The organism is uncultured Ilumatobacter sp. (assembly GCF_963980585.1).
Classification (GTDB): Bacteria; Actinomycetota; Acidimicrobiia; order Acidimicrobiales; family Ilumatobacteraceae; genus Ilumatobacter_A.
The window spans coordinates 1-17225 of record NZ_CAXCAM010000013.1; the positions used below are offsets into that span (position 1 = coordinate 1).

Genomic DNA, 17225 nt, shown 5'->3' on the forward strand with positions numbered 1-17225 from the left:
TCCCCGCCTCTGTAGCTCAGTGGATAGAGCATCGGTTTCCTAAACCGTGTGTCGCAGGTTCGATCCCTGCCAGGGGCGCTTGTAAAGACTGATTCGAAAGTCCTGTCTGCGTTTTTGAATCGCAGTCAGGACTGGTGGATCAGAAATCCACGGGTCGTTGCGGTAAGGAAAGCATCGCTGCGATCGCTCCTGCGCAGAGAATGCCCGCGACGATGAGCATGGTGAGCCTGGTTGTTTTGCCTTTGAGCTTCGTTCCGACCCCAGCGAAGAACATCACCGATGCCATGATCACCGTCACCAAGATGAAGCTGTCGCTGGTGCTGTTCGCCTTGGCGGCGGCAGCGGAAGCCTCGATGGCCCCGAGGGTTTAGAGGTTCTTTGCTTCGAGGAGCTTGGTGAAGCCTGTTTCGTACTTGGGCAAGTCCTGGGGGATCGTGGCACCGTGACCAAATTGCCCCCAGGGTGGTGAGTGTTGTCCAAGGGTCCGAAACTGTCGTCCTCGAGTCAGACGAACCGCTGAGGACGAGTCACGTTCCTTGATCTTGAGGGCTGTCTTTTCGAGGCTGCTCTTCGGAAGGTCATCGCGCTGTACGCCCCGCATCGAACGACGACGCTCGAGTCGCCATAGCATCTCTGTATGCCGATCAAGATCCCTGACACGCTGCCGGCTCGAGCACTCCTAGAAAGAGAAGGCGTGATGGTGATGAGCGAGTCCACCGCAGTGCGTCAGGACATCCGGCCACTCCGGATTGGTCTGCTCAACTTGATGCCCGACAAAATCGCAACCGAGACCCAACTCGCGCGCCTCATCGCCTCAACGCCGCTCCAGGTCGAACTGACCCTCGTCCGGGTCGGTACCCATGCATCGAAGAACACCTCCGAGGATCACCTGATCACCTTCTACCGCACGTGGGATGAAGTCAGGGACCAGCACTTCGACGGCTTCATCATTACCGGCGCCCCAATCGAAACGCTTCCCTTCGACGAGGTCACCTATTGGCCCGAACTCACCGAGATCCTGGACTGGACCACAACCAACGTGCACTCCACGTTCAGTATCTGTTGGGGAGCAATGGCCGCCCTCTGGCACTTCCACGACGTCCCGAAACACATCTTGGATAACAAGGCGTTCGGTGTGTATCGGCACCGCAACCTGCAACCCGCATCGCCGTACCTCGCGGGATTCTCCGACGACTTCTTGGTCTCGGTCTCGCGCTGGACCGAGGTGCGCCGAGCCGACATCGAGCAGGTACCGAGCCTTGAACTGCTGATGGAATCAGATGAGACGGGCGTCTGCCTGCTCTCTGAGGCAGCGGGCCGCCGGCTCTACATGTTCAACCACATCGAATACGACTCCACGACGCTAGCCAAGGAGTACTTCCGAGATGTCGAAGCAGGAGCGCGAATCGAGGTCCCACACGACTACTTCCCCAACGATGACCCCAACCGTCCTCCGGTCAACCGGTGGCGCTCACATGCCTTCTTGCTGTTCGGCAATTGGATCAACCAGGTTTATCAATCCACCACGTTCGACTAAGCTTGGGCTGCGCGACGATGACGGTCAGGCCCGTTCGGCGAACGCGCTCGGGAACCTCGCCAAGAAGGTAACTGCGAGCCGCAACTCCCGTTTGTCGACGAACTTGCCGACCTTATGAGTGTTCTGTTCGATGCCTGCCCCGAACCCGAGCATCGCAGGATGCTTGAACTGGCCGGACTGCACCCAATGTTTCGTCGGGACGAAGAATTAAGGAACCTCAGTACTGCGCACGAATAGCATGGAACAGCGCGGCGCTCGCTCGCTTACAACGATGATGGAAAGGACACCACTGTGAACGAAACGACGAAGGTAGCTATAGACGATCGTTCGCCCCGGGTACTTGCGTCGCTCCGCGGCGCTGAGCTGGCCACCGTGACTCGCCGCCAGCAGATCTTTGCCGGCGCCGCCTTGAACGTGTTGACCAACGTCGTGGTGCTCAATCTCTTCGTGGAGTTCGTCGACGAAGTCGTCATTGACTCGTTCTGGATCTCGGTGCTCACCGCCGTGTTGCTCACAACGATGATTGGCATTCTTGCCAGATTCGAACAACGCATTCATCACTATTTCTTCGAAAAACACTCCTGGCGGCTCGCCGGTGTGCTCACGACCTGGCTCGTCCTCTTCGGTGGCAAGTTCGTCATGCTTGAGGTCGTCGGCATCGTCTTTGGTGAGCACGTCTCGCTCGGCCATCTGCTCGAAGTGATCCTGATCGTCGTCGCAATGATGGTCGCCGGCCAGTTGATGCAAACCATCTATGACCGTCTCGGCACCAACGAGGACGCCACCGAGCCCGCCCCGAGTGGAGACGACGAGACTCCGACCTCGCTGCCCCGGTGACTTGCCCCGATCACCCGACTGAAGAACACTCGGAAAACGACCGAACCCGGCCTGTGCCACCGAAGTGACATAGACCGGGTTCAGTACGACTGGCTCAAGTTGTGGTGATCAGGCGAGGTCGAAGCGATCGGCGTCCATCACCTTGGCGAATGCAGCGGCGAAGTCGTTGACAAACTTTGCGCCAGCATCATCGGCTGCATACACGTCGGCAATGGCCCGCAAGATCGAGTTCGAGCCGAACACGAGATCGTTACGTGTGCCGGTCCACTTGAGGTCACCGCTGACTCGGTCGCGGCCTTCGAACGCGTCTTCGGCGCCCGATGCAGCAGACCACTCAGTGCCCTGATCCATGAGGTTGACGAAGAAGTCGTTGCTCAACACACCGACCTGCTCGGTGAGCACGCCATGGTTGTCAGTGCTGACACCGAGCACGCGGAGACCGCCCACGAGGGCAGCCATTTCCGGAGCGCCGAGGCCGAGCAGTTGTGCCCGGTCGACGAGCAGGTGCTCGGCGACGTGGCTGGTGCCCTTGCCCAGGAAGTTCCGGAAACCGTCGTTCTTCGGCTCGAGCCATGCGAAGGACTCTTCGTCGGTCTGCTCAGCAGTGGCGTCGCCGCGTCCGGTGCTGACGTTGACCGACACAGCATTGCCTCCGGCTGCAGCGGCGGCTTCAACCGCAGCAGCGCCACCAAGGACGATGAGGTCAGCCATCGAGACCGACACGCCGACGCTCGACTGGACACCTTCGAGTGCGCCGAGCACACGGCGGAGCTGATCGGGACGGTTGACGGCCCACTCACTCTGCGGAGCGAGACGGATACGGCCGCCGTTGGCGCCACCGCGCTTGTCGCTCTGACGGTACGTCGACGCAGATGCCCACGCCGTCTCGACGAGCTCGGTGATGCTGAGGCCGGCAGCCATGATGGCTGCCTTGACCGTTGCGACCTCAGCATCGCTGAGCGCGGTGCCGGCCGGGATCGGGTCCTGCCAGAGCAGTTCTTCGGCAGGGACTTCAGGTCCGAGCAAGCGAACCTTCGGGCCCATGTCGCGGTGCGTCAGCTTGTACCACGCACGGGCGTAGGCGTCATCGAGCTGTTCGGGGTTGTCACGGAAGCGCTGCGAGATGGGACCGTAGATCGGGTCCATCTTCATGGCCATGTCCGCGGTGCTCATCATCGGTGCGTGGGTGATGTTTGGGTCGTGAGCGTCGGGCACGGTGCCGGCGAGCGCCGGAGCGGTCCACTGCTTGTGGCCGGCCGGGCTCTCGGTGAGCTCCCAGTCGTTGTCCATCAACGTCTCGAGGTAGTTGTTGTCCCACTGCGTCGGGGTGGAGTTCCACGCGCCTTCGAAGCCACTCGTGGTGGTGTGGACACCCTTGCCGCTGCCGAAGCCGTTCTTCCAGCCAAGCAGCTGCTGTTCCATTGGTGCGCCTTCGGGCTCAGCGCCCATCAGGTCTTCTGGGCCCGCACCATGCATCTTGCCGAAGGCGTGACCGCCGACGACCAGGGCAACGGTCTCTTCGTCGTTCATCGCCATCCGGCCGAAGGTCTCGCGGATGTCGCGACCAGACCCCACGGGGTCGGGATTGCCGTTCGGGCCTTCGGGGTTGACGTAGATGAGGCCCATCTGCACGGCACCGAGCGGCGTCTCCAACTCGCGGTCGCCGGTGTAGCGCTGGTCGTCGAGCCAGACGTTCTCGGGGCCCCAGTAGACGTCCTCTTCGGGAGCCCAGACGTCCTCGCGGCCGCCGGCGAAACCGAAGGTTGTGAACCCCATCGACTCCATGGCGACGTTGCCGGTGAGGAGCATCAGGTCGGCCCATGAAATCTTCCGGCCGTACTTCTTCTTGATTGGCTCGAGCAGGGCGCGAGCCTTGTCGAGGTTGCCGTTGTCGGGCCAGCTGTTGAGCGGCGCGAAACGCTGCTGACCTGACGCGCCGCCGCCGCGACCGTCGTGGGTGCGGTAGGTGCCGGCAGAGTGCCAGGCCATGCGGACGAAGAACGGGCCGTAGTGCCCGTAGTCAGCCGGCCACCACTCTTTGGAGTCGGTCATGAGGGCGGTGAGGTCGGCCTTCAGTGCAGCGAGATCAAGCGTGTTGAACTCCGCGGCGTAGTCGAAGTCGTCATCCATCGGGTTCGACGCAGCCGAGCCCTGATGCAAGATGTTCAAGTTGAGCTGGTTCGGCCACCAGTGTTGGTTGGCCGAGCTGCCTGTTGCGGTGTGCGGGCTTTGCAGTACTGGGCACTTTGCCTCGGATGCGTCGCTCATGATGTCTCCTTCGGTTTCTGACGGGATTATTTGGTGAGATGGGTGGGGTGTTGTTGTTGCGTTGCGGCACGACAGGTGGGGCAGTGGCCCCAGTAAATAACCTCGGCTTCGTCGATTTCGAATCCGTGGTTGTCGTCGGCAGTCAGACACGGCACTTCGCCGGTCGCACAGTCGATGTCGAACATCACCCGGCAGCTCCGGCAGATGAGGTGATGGTGGTTGTCACCGATGCGGTTCTCGTAGCGAGCTGCCGAGCCAGCGGGTTGGATCCGGCGAATCAGGTTCTTGTCGACGAGGACGCCGAGCGAGTCATAGACCGCCTGGCGGGAGATTGCGCCGAGTTGGGAGCGCACTTCGTCGCCCAACTCGTCGGCCGTGGCGTGTGGACGTTCTGCCACGACGCGCATGATCGCGAGCCGTTGAGCAGTGACCTGGACGCCGTGCTGGCGCAGGAGCTCCACTGCTGTCTCGGACACAACACCATCAAACCACCAATACTGGACTCTGTCAAGAATCAGTTGCTGTTGGGTGAGACCTTGGGCTCACCCAACGGCGAGAACATCAACGCATCACCAAGCTGAGTGTTCATCTTGCGGTCATGAAACCTCTGTAGCTTCGTACCTGCGAGTTGCCAGACGACCCCAACTGAAGTGAGCTGAAGTCATGACCGAACGTGTGTTAGTCACAGGAATTACCGGATACATCGGCCAACACTGTGGCGCCGAGCTCCTGCGCCAAGGCTACGAAGTCGTCGGCACGGTCCGATCAAAGTCGAAGGCAGAGTCCACGCGGTCCGCGCTCGGCGCTCGCTCTCGCCGTCTTGATCGCAGCCTGTGGCGGCTCGGACGCAACCAGCGGCTCGGACGGGCCACCGCCGACTGCTGCGTCGACTGAGACCGAACCGCCAGCTCCGGATGCGTCCGAGCCGACGACGTCCGCAGCGCCGACGACCCCGCCGCCAGTCGTGACCGAGGCCCCGCCATCGACCGATCCGCCAGACCCAGGCCCGACCGCTGAGGAGTTGAACGGCTACATCTGGTCCGAACGCACCGACAGCGCGCCGTGGAGTGCACGCGCCGGACTGCGCGTCGTGGATCTTGACGGACGACTCCTCCTGCTCGGTGGGCGCACGCCGAATCAATCAACGATTCCTGGAGACAGCCAAATCTGGGCCGATGTGTGGGAGTCCAACGACGCCGGCGCGACGTGGCAATCACTGCTCAGCGGCGACGAGCCCGACATGTGGCCGCCACGCGCCTACTTCCAGGCGGTCGTCAAAGACGATGCCGTCGTGGTGCTCGGCGGGCAGGACTTCGGCCTCGAGGAGAACCCTTTCTGTGCCCTCCTTGAGCAGGGCCTCGAACCGCCGCCCGGGCTGGGCATCGACCCAGACGCTCCGTGCCCCGAATTTGTGCCGACATCGCAGTTCTTCAACGACGTGTGGAGCAGCACCGACGGCGTCGTGTGGGAGCAACTCACCGCAGCAGCACCCTGGTCCGGACGTGCCGGCCTGTCGGCTGAAGTGCTGGGCGACCACATCTATGTGTTCGGCGGATCACAGAACGACGATTCCTCAATCATTGGAGCAGGCGGACCAGCCCGGATCTACTACAACGATGTATGGCGCAGCACCGACGGCGTCGACTGGGAACAGATGACCGACGCAGCGCCATGGGAGCCCAGAGCCGGAGCAGCAGCGGTCGTGCGCGGCGACCGACTGTTCCTCCTCGGCGGCGAGGACGGCTTCACCTGCACTCCGCTGCCCGATTGCGATGCGCCCTACTTCAACGACGTGTGGAGCACGACCGATGGAGCAGACTGGGAACTCGTCACCGAGTCAGCAGGATGGTCACCTCGCCCCGGTCACGTGTGTGAAGTAGTCGGCGAGATCGTCTGCTTCGGCGGCTTTGGACTCATCACGAATCCGACCGACATGTGGAGCAGCGCCGACGGCGCAACGTGGACCGAGCTGGACACACCGCCGTGGAACGTGACCGACTCTGCCGAAGCCAAGTACGACTTCGACTCGACCACCATCGTCGGGGCCGATGGCGACCCTGAGATCATTACCGTCGGTGGTGACCGCGAAACTTTCGACTTCACCGACCCGGAGAACTACCTCCGAGTCGACAACGACGTGTGGAACTTCGCGCCTCAGCAATGACCTGACGCAGCTCAGGCGCTGCGGCTCTGCCGCTTTTCGACGTCGGCGAGGCGAGCGCGTAGGCCGATGGGAGCAGTGACTCGGAAGCCGAGCAGGTGACGATCTTCTTCGGATTCGCCGGCCCAGTATCCGTACTCACGGTTTTCCCTGGCGGTCGTGCGGCACTCGGTGCTGACGGGGCAGACGTCGCACATCTTCTTGGCCTTCGCCTCGCGGCGCTCTCGGGCTTGAGGACGCTCAGCTTTCCGGGCAAAGAACAGTTCGATCTGCCCGCGGCACGCAGCCTGCAGTTTCCAATCAGCGTCAGCCACGACCGAGTCGATGGCTTCGATCTCGATGTCGAGCATTGGGATGGTTGCGGTGGTCATCATTGATCCTTTCGAGTGGGGGCTCGACGCCCCGGGGGGAAGGCGTCGAGCCCGTCAGGGCGTTCGGGCAGAAGGAATTCAGGCTTCGAGAAGCTCGCTCGCATCGTCAGGTGCTGCGGCGCTGTTGGGCTGGCCGCCCGGCTCGACGTAGCCGTCCTCACGGGACTTGGCGAGAGCAATACCCAGCACCAGGAGACCGAAGAGCGGCTTGGCGAGCACGTCGCCGATGGAATACATCACCTGGCGGGCGACTTCGGCGTTGGCCTCGTCGTCGATCAGCGATGGAAGCATGTAGGCGATCGGGTAGATGCCCCATGTGGCGAGGATGATGTAGCGCAGGCCGTCGACCAGCTTCTTGACGCTGCCACTCTGACGTTCAAGTGACTTGCCGAGCTCGACGAAGAGGACATACAGGATGTACAAGAATGGAATGGTCGACAGGACGCCCCACACGGTGCGAGCCGAAGAGTCGGCCGCAGCGATTTCGCCGGGGTAGCCGAGTGCGATCATCGCAACGGCAGCAATGGTGAGTCGAACGATCAGGCTGCGCGTCTTGCCCTTGGTCAGCTTCAGGACCACCACGAGCTCGGCGAGCAAAAGTGGAACTGTCAGCAGCCAGTCGACGTAGCGGTAGCCCTCGTTGAAGGGTTTGCCATCTTGGACGTATTCGCCGCCGACGTAACTGAAGGCGTCTTCCCAAGATCCGAAAACTCGGACGTAGTGGTAGAGGGCGATGCCCACGACAAGTGTGGACAGCGTGATTGCCATGCGGTGTTGCGGGGCCACTCGACTTCTGACCAGCAAGAAGAACAGCAGTGCTGCTCCCATGCTGGCGATGACGAATGAGAACGAGTTGTAGACGAGGTTGTATTGCGCCTCGGTCAACGTGAGCTCCATCAAATTTCTCCTTGTGAAGTGACCGCACTGTTGCGGACGCCTCAACTTTAACAAGCTTTAGTACGAATTAGTGTGAGTTAGTGCATATTTATTCCTGATTGCGTACAATGCCGTTATGAGCAATAAGTCCGAGACGATGTTGGAGCTGCAGTCAGCGGCAGACGCGCTCGGTGTGCACTACCAAACTGCGTACCGGTGGGTTCGTAGCGGTCGCCTCCCCGCACAGCTCACCGGCGGTAAATACCTCGTCTCGCCGCACGATGTGGCCGAGGTTGGCGCCCAACGCGAAGCTCCGCAGACCCCTGCGGCCCCAAGCCCTGCCCGTCTGCAGCGCCAGTCCGAGCGCATGCATCAGGCACTCCTCGAGGGCGACGAATCCGAGGTCCGCAAGATTGCCCGACGGCTTGTCGACGAAGGCACGACCATCGTGGACCTGGTCGAGCAGGTGATCTCGCCACCGTTGCGTGCAATCGGTCAGGCCTGGCACGAGGGCAACCTGACGATCTGGGTCGAGCATCGAGCATCGGCGATCGTTGAGCGCGCGCTCGGAGATCTGCTGCCAAACCCGCGCGGGCGGCGGCGAGGCACCGTCATGGTCGCTGCGGTCTCTGGTGACCTGCACTCCCTGCCGACCACCATGGCCACGGTCGCGCTCCGCGAGGCCAATTGGCACGTGCATCACCTCGGCGCAGATATGCCCGGCGATGAACTCGTCGGCTTCTGTGCCGCCCACGATGAAATCGACGTTGTGGTGATCTCGCTGACCAACCCGGATGCGGCAGACGAAGCCGAACAAGCCGCAGTTCAGATCCGCGCCGCAGGAACACCCACTCTCGTTGGTGGGGCGGGCAAGACACTCGGCGGCCTCATCGACGATGTCCAACTGGCAGCCGACGCCAGCACCTGATCACACGCCACTTGATCAGATGGGGCGTTGGCCCGACGGCGTCTCCAAGCGAATCGCCTTCCACAATCGTTCGACGACGATCATGTGCGGCAAGGTCAGCATGCTGATGAAAATCAGTGCGACCGGCACGACCAACTCGGTTTGATCAAGCGCCGCCGCGCCACCGATGAGTATTGCCAGCGCAGCGAGCGACGCGACACTGCGAGGAGCGGCAAGTCGCGCGAGTTGTCGCGGGGCTAATGCTGCAGAGCCAGAACGATGTCCGAGCACCTCGGCGAGCACGCCAAGGTGATTCAGCGAGTGCCACAGGCCGAAATAGAGAGCGAACCCAATCAGGGGATCAGCTGCAACGAACAGCGCGGTCAATGCAATGACGGCGATGGCCTCTCGCCGGATGATCTCGCGGTCGCGAACCTGCGCGCCGACGATGAGTCCGATGACGAGGTGCTGACCAACCAATACCAAAGACCAGGCAGCGGTGTGTCCGGCAAGCCATGCCCACGCGGATGGATCGAACCCGCCCATCCGGTCGATCACCGGGCTGACCGCCGCGAGGTTGGCCACGAGCACCAGTCCGACCAGAAAGAGTCCTCGAGAGAGCTGAATTGCACCCTGGCGCCAACGATCCAATTGCAAGGACGCGAGATCGCTCTGTCCAAAGTGGTGTACCGACAGGAGGAGAAACCCGGCGAGTGCGACCGCGGGAATGGCGAGCCAGACCAGGCCGTAGGCGAGCATTGCGGCCAGATAGGCGAGGTGGAAGCGCAGCGGGCGGATCGGCGTGGCCGCACTGCGTGTGAGTCGAGTCGGGGCGGTCGATCCGAGCGCTGCTGCGACGAGGTGATCGACTGCCCCGTGAGGGATGCCGAGCACTGCAACAACCACCATGACCACTGCCACCGACACCGTGTCGCTCGGTGGCGCAACGACTGCCGCCACCGTGACCGCCGCAGTGATTGCCACGACCACTCGGAACACGCCCGGCGACATCGGAGTCCGCTGTGCCTCGACGTGGGAAGTGGCGGTGGTGGCCACCGTCGACGTCACCGTCGTCACCGCCGGCCGGAGACGGCGGCCAACAAATCGGCGCCGAACTCTGTGGCGGCCGCCCGGAGAAACGGCGCCCAGGGCAGCTTGGTCAACATTCGGGCATCGTTACCGAGCGTGCTGTCTTCATCCAGAAACGTCAGCACGTCATCGATCGACGACGTTGCAAACAGACGCTCGAATATCGGCCGGCCGCGCTCCGGGTGGTGATGCAAGATGTTGAGCAGAGTGCGGTCCGCATATTGATACCGATGTGGCGGCGAGGGGAGTGGCGTCGGCGTCGTGCCGTGTGCCCAGTGATCGATGAGATGGCGCGCCTGCGCGTGGATCCGCTGAAACGTGTATCCGCTCGTCGGCTTGGTCATCCCTCCAACCGTGCCGAGATTCCAGACATGCTCGCCCCATTGCTGGTCGCGGCGACGATCATCCATGGGAATGACCCCGTACTCAGTGCGCTCGATCGAGACCGCGCCCGCGCCGCGTCGCTCGAGATAGTCACGGAGCTGGATGTCGTAGAACGCAGGGTCGCGAGGCTGAGGGGAGAACATGGTGAATTCGACCAAGGCCCGATCACGCGCTTCAGGAAGAACATAGAAAAACGCCGTGGCATCAAACTGGTCGGTGTCGAAGTCCATCAGCGTCGCGACTTGGGGATCGAAGATCGGGTGTTGGGTCCGCACCTCCCAGCCGCCGAAGTGTTGCCGCAGCGGATGGCGTGCGGGCACGGCATCGTTGGACGGCGAGAGTCGCGTGCTTTGCAACACGAGCGGTGCGCGCAGCTCGCCTTCGGGGAGTTCAACGACTCCGCCTGTGTGGTCGTCACGAAAACCGATGATGTCCTGGGCCACGAATCGGATGTTGGGGTGCCGGGCCGCATCGTGGAGAATGGCCGCGTCGTAGTCCCGCTGGCGGACCCGGCTGTACACCCTGCGGCCGTTCGGCGATGTGCCGTTCGGGCGTTGGAGTCTGCCGACGGTCTCCCAGCCGGGAAACCGGACCCGCAACTGATCCCACGTTTGGTCGGCCAGGTGAGCAAAGGGGGCGTCACGCGTCCCCCAGAATGCCCAGGTGCGGTCGTCGCCCACCTCGAAGTCGCGGTCGATCACGATGACCTTGCGATGCTCGTTGGGTCGCTGCATGACCTGCCACAGCGCGCTCAACCCAGCGCAGCCGGCGCCGGCGATGATCAGATCGGCGTCGACCGCATTCATGGGTGAGGGTCTAAAAGTCGGCCCGGACGATGTCGCTCGTCGAAAGGCCATCGTCGGGGTCATCGGGATTTGTATCGAGACTGGGAGAGAGTTCGGGGCTCGTCTCGATCTGCTTCTTGGTGAGCTGCAAACCGCCCGCGACCACTGTGCCGTAGACGGTGAGGAAGAAGACGAAGACCCCAACGCCGAAGATGACGAGGCTCATGAGTCGACCTTCTCGCGCTCGGCGACCGCGACCGGGACTTTGGCCGGTGCGACGATCAGGGTGCCGAGGGAGTGAATCGACGGGACCCAGAGGCCGACGAAGATGCCGGCGTTCTCTTCGCCGAGCACGAAGTAGAGGTACACGGAGAAAAGGAACGAGAAGAAGCCAGCAGCCAGGAATGGAAGCTTCAGACGGAAGTCCGGTGGCAGGTTGTTGAACAGGGATTTCATGGGTCGTCCTTCGGTTGAGATTATTTATCACACTATAGCATGAATAAAACCGAAGGGGAGAACGGGCATGCCACGATCGCGATAGTTGATGATCGAGCGGGCGGGTGTTGCAAAACGCCGGAGCTCGAAGCGCCTTCAGGCGTCCCCGCGCCTAAGATCGCCGTATGAAAATTGTCGGCCGAATCGCCCAGACAGTCGCAGCTCTCTGGATCCTCAACGTCTGGTTCAACAGATTCAACAAAGACACCGGCTACCGCGGTGGCGGCGCGACCAACATGCAAGAAGAATTCGAGGAGTACGGCTTCTCGAAAAACCAGATGTACGCCGTCGGCGCCGCCAAGGTCAGCCTCGCCACGCTCATGCTCGCCGGACACGCAGTGCCCAAGCTCGTCCGCCCCGCCTCTACCGGCCTTGCCTTGTTCATGCTCGGAGCAATCGGCATGCACGTCAAGGTGAAAGACCCGATCAAGCGTTCAATGCCCGCAATCACGGTCCTGACCTTGTCAACCGTGGCGGCTCTGACTGCCGAACGCGACTGACAACAGCCTTGCCGTCGCGCAGATCACTGCGTGACGAACAGGAACACCAGCATTGCGTTCAACAGCGCAAGGCTGCTCGCAGGAATCATCAGCCGCGGCGCATCGTGAATCCGGTACCGGGCAACGAGTCCAAGCAGCATCATGATCGTGAGCCCAGCGGCGGCAACGGCTCCAATTGGGGCCACGAAGATCCCGATCAGGACTCCTGCTGCACCCAACAGCTGCATTGAGCCGACGAACACTCGCAACTGAGGCATGCCATACCGTTCGAACTCACGGCGCGGCCGAGCGGCGAACAACGTCTCGGCCCCGTAGTACAAAAACGCCAGTGCGGAGACCGCAGCGAGAATTACCAGGAGCATGCGACGGCTGACTGTCTGGCTCCGTCACCGATGCGGCCAAGGTGCCAACACATTCGTCGGGTTCTGCATCCGGTTGCCATCAATCTGGGCTCTCGGCACTGCTGGGATCGGCTGCGCGCAGAACCTCGGCCGCACCCGGTGGAAGCGGCTGGCGAAACAGGCCGCTCGGCACAGGAGCTCCGGCCCGGACCAGCGCCAGGTGCCAGGACGGCGATGATCCCAGTGTCCAACGCAGACCGCTCACGACGCTGCCGCCGATGCGGGATCGCGCTGGTGACGGGTGCAAGCCGAGAATGTCGGTGATCCGCGACGGGATGATGGACACCGCCGCGTCGGACAGCAGTCGGTAACCCAGCTTCACGCCGAGCGGGAGCGGCGGATCGCGGAGGAACGCCGTCGCGCTGGCCTGATCGTCTGATGCGCACAGTGCCGGGTGATCAGCAACCCACGCCGACAGTTCACGCGCGGTGAGCGGAAGGGGAGACGCCCCGAGCAGGGCTCCGATCGTGGCCTGCTCGGTGACGAATTGATCTGCCTCCTGCACCGAGAGCTGCTCTGGACCGAACGTTTGATACGCAGCGAGAAACGAGTCGGTCAACACGTTGTGCACCCACGCGGCCAGTTCGGGATGTGCGGCGCTGTACTGCTTGCCTCGTGCCGACTGGCCCCGGACAGGACGGTGCGCCGAACGCACCTCCGCGACGGCAGCTTCCACCTCTGGGCGGGCGCCGTAGGTGGTCTCGGTGACGTAGAACGATGTCCGGTTGAGGCGTCCGAACGGATCGCTCCGGTAACGAGAGTGCTGCTCGACGCCGGCAACAACCTCGGGATGGGCGGCCTGAACGAGCAGCGCCCGGATCCCACCGACGAACGCCGCGGTGTCTCCGATCACGCGCCACGAGATCGAGTCGGGGCCGAGCAAGCCGGGGTCGCCCTGATAGTCGAGCGTCTTCTCGAGCGGTGACGGACCGTGGGAGAATAGCGACGTGGTGGCGGACACGACCTGATCGCGGAGGTAATTGATCACGTTGCCCTTCCCGATCGCATTCGATTGATCTGCTCGGTGGGTGGAGTGGGGTCGACGGGGAACATGGTGCACTTCGCAATTGCTGTCCGGTCGACGTCCGACCGGCCCGTAGCTTAGCTTTCTTTAGTGTGAATTAGGGGCGTGGGCTTCTGCGTTGATCCCGCCGCCCTTTTCGACAACTTGGATCACCACGCTTGTACCTTGGACACCCATGGCGAACCAGAAGCTGACCCCACTGCAGGAAACCGAAGCGAAGCGGCGCGCAGCAGCCGCTGCAAAGGTCAACAAGCAGCCACGTATCTTCAGCGAGGCCGAGAAGGCCACCCGCAAGGAACGAGTCGGCAAGGCCAAAGATGCGCTCGCTCGTTCAGTCGGAACCAAGGGTGATCACGTCACCGCTGGTCGCGCCGCACTCAAGAAGTACCTCCAGAACATGAATGAGCCGAACCAACCCGACGACGCGCGGTTCGAGATGCTCATCGAGGCACCGTTCAAGGCGCCGCCGAAGAAGCGCGAAAACAACCGCGGATTCTGAGTCGACGGCCGCGCGGCCGTCGACCCGCTGCTCACTCTCTGCTCAGGCCAGGCGGTTTCCGTTCTCGCAGGCAGCCTTGAGCCCGCTATTGAAGCGTTCAAAGTCGCGTCGGAGACCGACCTTGATCATGTCAAAGGTTGCCTGCGCATCGGTTCCGTGGAAGGTCTCGTAGTGGTGGAGATCGGTACCGTCGGGCGTCTCGGTGAGTGTCCACACATGTCGGGTGAGGAACCGCTCACGATCCGGTGAGCCGCCCTGCCACTCAAGCCGGTGGGGCGCGCCGACGGCCACCACGTCGACGTCGTAGGTGGTCTCGCGGTCGGCGTCCGTCGGCCGTGTCGTGACCGTCACCGTGGATCCCGCAGTGCCGGCGCCCTGCGCATCCACGACATATGGGTTCCAATCGCCGTATCGGTCGAGGTCGGTCAGCACCTTCCACACGTCTGCGACAGGTGCTGCAATCGCGAGCCCAGTGTCGATCCGGAGCACGGGACCGTCGCCATCGGCCGTGGCAGCAGCATCCGAGGAGCGGTTGAACGCGTCCGCAGAAGGATCCCGAAACTGCGCCGAGGCTGGCGTCACGCGCGGCCGAACAAACGTGACGCCAGGACTCTCGTCGATGCCCTTGTGCGCGTACGGGTCGTCCCCGGTCACGGGAACGATCGCCCGCGTGTCCGCAGTCCCGACCTCGATGCCCTTGCCAACCTGCCACGGTAGGAGCGACCAGGCATTCATGTAGTGGTTGACCAACGCCATGCGCGTCCCGTTCGACCGATTGCGAAACGAGCGGTGCAACAGATATCCGTTGAAGAAGACCACCGCACCGGCCCGAACCTCGACAGGAATGGCCTCGGCGTCGTCAAACCCGTATGCCTCGTCGCTGTGATCGAATTCCTCGACCTGGCCGTGAGCCCGCGTGGGATGGATCATCCCCGTGCGGTGTGACCCAGGGAGCACCCAGAGGCAACCGTTGTCGACCGTGGCATCGTCAAGTGCGATCCACGCTCCGACGAGCGACCGGTCCCGCGTCGGAATGAATCGTTCATCCTGATGCCACGCCTGACCCTGCAACCCGGGCGGCTTGAAGAAGAGCATCGACTGCATGCACTTCGTCCGGCCATCCCACCCTGGCAGGTGTGCTCCCGCAATGGTGCCGACGACCTCAGCAATCCCCGGATGCACCACTGCATCCTGAGCCACGGGACTCACCCAATGCGGGAAGTGAACGGCCAAGATGTCGCCGTCATCAGGTGGATTGCTCACCGGGTAGGTGCCGTCGGTAAACCCAGCGGCATCGTCGACAATCCGGGCACGTTCCTCGGCCGTGACCAGATCGTCGACGACGACATAGCCGTCGCGGATGAACCGTTCGGCGAGGTCGGCCGGCAATGGTCGTTGCGTTGCTGTTGAATCCGTGGCCGTCATGTCGGTGGCTCCCCAGAGGTTGATGGTTCAGAACTGCTGAGAGTCTGGCGCGTCCAACCCCGAGGTGTTCGACCAGCCGTCAACAGGCAGTGATCTGATGCGGTTACTGGGCGGCAATGGCATCCAGAATGTTGAGACGCCCAGCCCGTCGGGCCGGGAGCCAGGCGGCAACGACTCCGGCGGCGGCGGCGACGGCAACCAGCGTCAGAATCGAACCGACCGGAATGCTCACGCCGGAGGCGAAGGAATCGGGCAGACCCTGCACCACGCCGAAACCGAACAGCAAGCCGATGGCGACGCCCAACACAGCACCGAATGTGGCGACGAGCGCCGCTTCGAAGCGGACCATTCGCCGGAGCTGCCGACGGCTCATCCCGACAGCTCGAACGAGACCGAGTTCACGGGTCCGTTCGAACACCGACAGCGCCAGCGTGTTGGCGATGCCGATGAGGGCGATGATCACCGCAAGAGCAACCATGATGTTCACGATGGCGAGCGCCTCGTCGACGAACCCTTCGATCCGATCCCGGAACTGTTCAGAGGTCTCGACGTCAGCCTGCGGAAACTGCGCCGAGACCTGGTCGAGTACGGCGGTCAGCACTGCTGGGTCGGTCCGTCGTGCTGGCCTACGAGGCCGGGGTTGTCAGACCAGGATCTCCCAGCGAGACCTGAGCAGACCTAGTGGTCCACCGCCGTGGCACCCTCAGCGGTGCGGTTCCATCCGCCGTGGCCGACGGCGACGCCGCGCAACGCAAGGACGAGACACAGCATGACGGCGAGGGCGCCGGCGGCGATGCCAGCCGTTGAGGCGGTGTACGCAACCGTCTCCCAGCGAGCGTCAAGTTGGCCATCTCGCAGACGATTTCGGACGGCCCACAGACCGACGAGGCTCACGGCGCTGAGGATGACGATCGCTGCACTGGCGAAGGCCAAAGCAGAGCGACGCACCCATCGTGGCGGTCGTTCGCCGGCGTCGAAGCCGAACACAGCGACGACCGCGGCGAGGCTGGCAGCGGCAATGCCCAAGACGACGCAGAACGAAGCGATGGAGTCCGACGGCCGATGCCACGAAGCGGTCACCACTGCGACAGCGACCCCAATCGGAAAGACAACCGTCACCAGCGCCACGACCGACCTCCAGCGCGGGGCTGTGACCATCACCAGACCGACGGCAACGGTCGTGGCGACCGTTGCATGACCGCTCGGAAGACTGTTCACGTCGCCTGCTCCGATCAGATCAGGACGCTCGAGGGCGACTCGCTTGAGAAGTTGGGTTGCAACGTTGGCGACTGCGATCGTTGTCAGCGCCGCAAACGCGAGGGCGACCCGTTTGCGCAACAACGCGACCATGCCAATCACCACGCACGCCAATGCGAGCGAGGCGACACTGATGATGTCGAGGAGGTCCCATGCCTCGGTGATGACCCCCTGAGTTTCGTGTTCCGCGCCGACGAGCGCAGCGTTGTCGAGTTCCTGGCCGAGGGTGGTGCGGACGAAGAAGACGTAGTTGCCGAAAAACACGGCCATCGACCCGGCGACCACGGCGAACAGCAATGACAGCCGGCTGCGCACCGGTGTCGCCGTTGGCGACTCAGGGGGCGGCCCGTCGATCACGTTGACCGCAGACATGGAGCGGTCACCCTCCGGTGCTGCTGGACGATGAACA

The 17225-nt window shown here is 62.8% G+C and carries 22 protein-coding genes and 1 tRNA gene; 9 read left to right on the top strand and 14 right to left on the bottom strand.

Translation table 11 applies throughout. From position 1 onward, the window contains the following. Nucleotides 1-5: 5 nt before the first annotated feature. Both ACH2DW_RS06020 and ACH2DW_RS06025 read left to right on the top strand, forming a co-directional pair. Nucleotides 6-78, top strand: a tRNA-Arg gene (locus ACH2DW_RS06020). A 56-nt stretch (nt 79-134) separates the two neighbouring features. After that, a complete protein-coding gene (locus tag ACH2DW_RS06025; protein WP_394928819.1) occupies nt 135-371 on the top strand; it encodes a hypothetical protein in 237 nt (78 codons plus the stop codon). Here the strand turns inward: ACH2DW_RS06025 and ACH2DW_RS06030 are convergent. Continuing rightward, nucleotides 368-631: a hypothetical protein gene (locus ACH2DW_RS06030; protein ID WP_394928820.1), complete on the bottom strand. Its 264-nt coding sequence runs from the start codon at nt 629-631 to the stop codon at nt 368-370. The two genes, ACH2DW_RS06025 and ACH2DW_RS06030, sit on opposite strands and share 4 nt — an antisense overlap. A 6-nt stretch (nt 632-637) precedes the next feature. Here ACH2DW_RS06030 and metA point away from each other — a divergent pair, with 6 nt between their 5' ends. Continuing rightward, nucleotides 638-1537, top strand: coding sequence for a homoserine O-succinyltransferase (metA, locus tag ACH2DW_RS06035; RefSeq protein WP_394928821.1), 900 nt, complete (start codon nt 638-640; stop codon nt 1535-1537). A gap of 291 nt (nt 1538-1828) precedes the next feature. After that, on the top strand, nt 1829-2374 hold the full coding sequence (locus ACH2DW_RS06040) for a hypothetical protein (protein ID WP_394928822.1): 546 nt from the start codon (nt 1829-1831) through the stop codon (nt 2372-2374). A gap of 108 nt (nt 2375-2482) precedes the next feature. Here the strand turns inward: ACH2DW_RS06040 and katG are convergent, their stop codons facing one another. Beyond that, nucleotides 2483-4642 (bottom strand): catalase/peroxidase HPI, encoded by a 2160-nt coding sequence (gene katG, locus ACH2DW_RS06045; RefSeq protein ID WP_394928823.1) that lies wholly within the window; start codon nt 4640-4642, stop codon nt 2483-2485. Between the two features lie 26 nt (nt 4643-4668). Beyond that, a complete protein-coding gene (locus ACH2DW_RS06050; protein ID WP_394928824.1) occupies nt 4669-5118 on the bottom strand; it encodes a Fur family transcriptional regulator in 450 nt (149 codons plus the stop codon). A 187-nt stretch (nt 5119-5305) separates the two neighbouring features. Here ACH2DW_RS06050 and ACH2DW_RS06055 point away from each other — a divergent pair, with 187 nt between their 5' ends. Continuing rightward, nucleotides 5306-5536: a GDP-mannose 4,6-dehydratase gene (locus ACH2DW_RS06055; RefSeq protein ID WP_394928825.1), complete on the top strand. Its 231-nt coding sequence runs from the start codon at nt 5306-5308 to the stop codon at nt 5534-5536. A 70-nt stretch (nt 5537-5606) separates the two neighbouring features. Beyond that, nucleotides 5607-6806 carry a hypothetical protein gene (locus ACH2DW_RS06060; RefSeq protein ID WP_394928826.1) on the top strand — a complete coding sequence of 400 codons (1200 nt, stop codon included), beginning with the start codon at nt 5607-5609 and terminating at the stop codon, nt 6804-6806. Nucleotides 6807-6817: 11 nt separating this feature from the next. On the opposite strand, the gene ACH2DW_RS06065 is transcribed toward ACH2DW_RS06060, so the two are convergent. Together ACH2DW_RS06065 and ACH2DW_RS06070 are read right to left on the bottom strand one after the other, a co-directional pair. Then, entirely contained in the window at nt 6818-7174 is a 357-nt protein-coding gene (locus tag ACH2DW_RS06065; protein ID WP_394928827.1) for a WhiB family transcriptional regulator, read from the bottom strand. Between the two features lie 78 nt (nt 7175-7252). After that, the gene (locus ACH2DW_RS06070) at nt 7253-8071 is read right to left on the bottom strand and encodes a bacteriorhodopsin-like (RefSeq protein WP_394928828.1); all 819 of its coding nucleotides are present in this window, start codon (nt 8069-8071) and stop codon (nt 7253-7255) included. 115 nt (nt 8072-8186) lie between these two features. Here ACH2DW_RS06070 and ACH2DW_RS06075 point away from each other — a divergent pair, with 115 nt between their 5' ends. Further along, nucleotides 8187-8978 carry a B12-binding domain-containing protein gene (locus tag ACH2DW_RS06075; RefSeq protein WP_394928829.1) on the top strand — a complete coding sequence of 264 codons (792 nt, stop codon included), beginning with the start codon at nt 8187-8189 and terminating at the stop codon, nt 8976-8978. Between the two features lie 15 nt (nt 8979-8993). Here the strand turns inward: ACH2DW_RS06075 and ACH2DW_RS06080 are convergent, their stop codons facing one another. Genes ACH2DW_RS06080 through ACH2DW_RS06095 form a run of 4 tightly spaced genes read right to left on the bottom strand, consistent with a single transcriptional unit; the run spans nt 8994 to nt 11671 of the window. Continuing rightward, a complete protein-coding gene (locus ACH2DW_RS06080; RefSeq protein ID WP_394928830.1) occupies nt 8994-10025 on the bottom strand; it encodes a Brp/Blh family beta-carotene 15,15'-dioxygenase in 1032 nt (343 codons plus the stop codon). A 5-nt stretch (nt 10026-10030) separates the two neighbouring features. Next, nucleotides 10031-11236 carry a lycopene cyclase family protein gene (locus ACH2DW_RS06085; RefSeq protein WP_394928831.1) on the bottom strand — a complete coding sequence of 402 codons (1206 nt, stop codon included), beginning with the start codon at nt 11234-11236 and terminating at the stop codon, nt 10031-10033. Nucleotides 11237-11246: 10 nt separating this feature from the next. Further along, nucleotides 11247-11441: a hypothetical protein gene (locus tag ACH2DW_RS06090; RefSeq protein ID WP_394928832.1), complete on the bottom strand. Its 195-nt coding sequence runs from the start codon at nt 11439-11441 to the stop codon at nt 11247-11249. Further along, nucleotides 11438-11671, bottom strand: coding sequence for a hypothetical protein (locus tag ACH2DW_RS06095; RefSeq protein WP_394928833.1), 234 nt, complete (start codon nt 11669-11671; stop codon nt 11438-11440). Before ACH2DW_RS06095 ends, ACH2DW_RS06090 begins: the two co-directional genes overlap by 4 nt. 164 nt (nt 11672-11835) lie before the next feature. Between ACH2DW_RS06095 and ACH2DW_RS06100 the strand changes: the two genes are divergently transcribed. Further along, nucleotides 11836-12210, top strand: coding sequence for a DoxX family protein (locus ACH2DW_RS06100; RefSeq protein ID WP_394928834.1), 375 nt, complete (start codon nt 11836-11838; stop codon nt 12208-12210). Nucleotides 12211-12233: 23 nt separating this feature from the next. Here the strand turns inward: ACH2DW_RS06100 and ACH2DW_RS06105 are convergent, their stop codons facing one another. Continuing rightward, the gene (locus ACH2DW_RS06105) at nt 12234-12572 is read right to left on the bottom strand and encodes a DoxX family protein (protein WP_394928835.1); all 339 of its coding nucleotides are present in this window, start codon (nt 12570-12572) and stop codon (nt 12234-12236) included. 79 nt (nt 12573-12651) lie between these two features. Beyond that, on the bottom strand, nt 12652-13599 hold the full coding sequence (locus ACH2DW_RS06110) for an oxygenase MpaB family protein (protein ID WP_394928836.1): 948 nt from the start codon (nt 13597-13599) through the stop codon (nt 12652-12654). 211 nt (nt 13600-13810) lie between these two features. Between ACH2DW_RS06110 and ACH2DW_RS06115 the strand changes: the two genes are divergently transcribed. Next, a complete protein-coding gene (locus ACH2DW_RS06115) occupies nt 13811-14134 on the top strand; it encodes a hypothetical protein (protein ID WP_394928837.1) in 324 nt (107 codons plus the stop codon). A 42-nt stretch (nt 14135-14176) separates the two neighbouring features. Here ACH2DW_RS06115 and ACH2DW_RS06120 read toward each other — a convergent pair whose 3' ends face one another. The 3 genes from ACH2DW_RS06120 to ACH2DW_RS06130 form a co-directional block, all read right to left on the bottom strand. Further along, nucleotides 14177-15559, bottom strand: a complete 1383-nt coding sequence (locus ACH2DW_RS06120; protein WP_394928838.1) for a phytanoyl-CoA dioxygenase family protein — start codon at nt 15557-15559, stop codon at nt 14177-14179. Nucleotides 15560-15662: 103 nt separating this feature from the next. Continuing rightward, entirely contained in the window at nt 15663-16160 is a 498-nt protein-coding gene (locus tag ACH2DW_RS06125) for an ABC transporter permease (protein WP_394928839.1), read from the bottom strand. Between the two features lie 77 nt (nt 16161-16237). After that, nucleotides 16238-17188, bottom strand: coding sequence for a phosphatase PAP2 family protein (locus tag ACH2DW_RS06130; RefSeq protein WP_394928840.1), 951 nt, complete (start codon nt 17186-17188; stop codon nt 16238-16240). Nucleotides 17189-17225 lie beyond the last annotated feature (37 nt).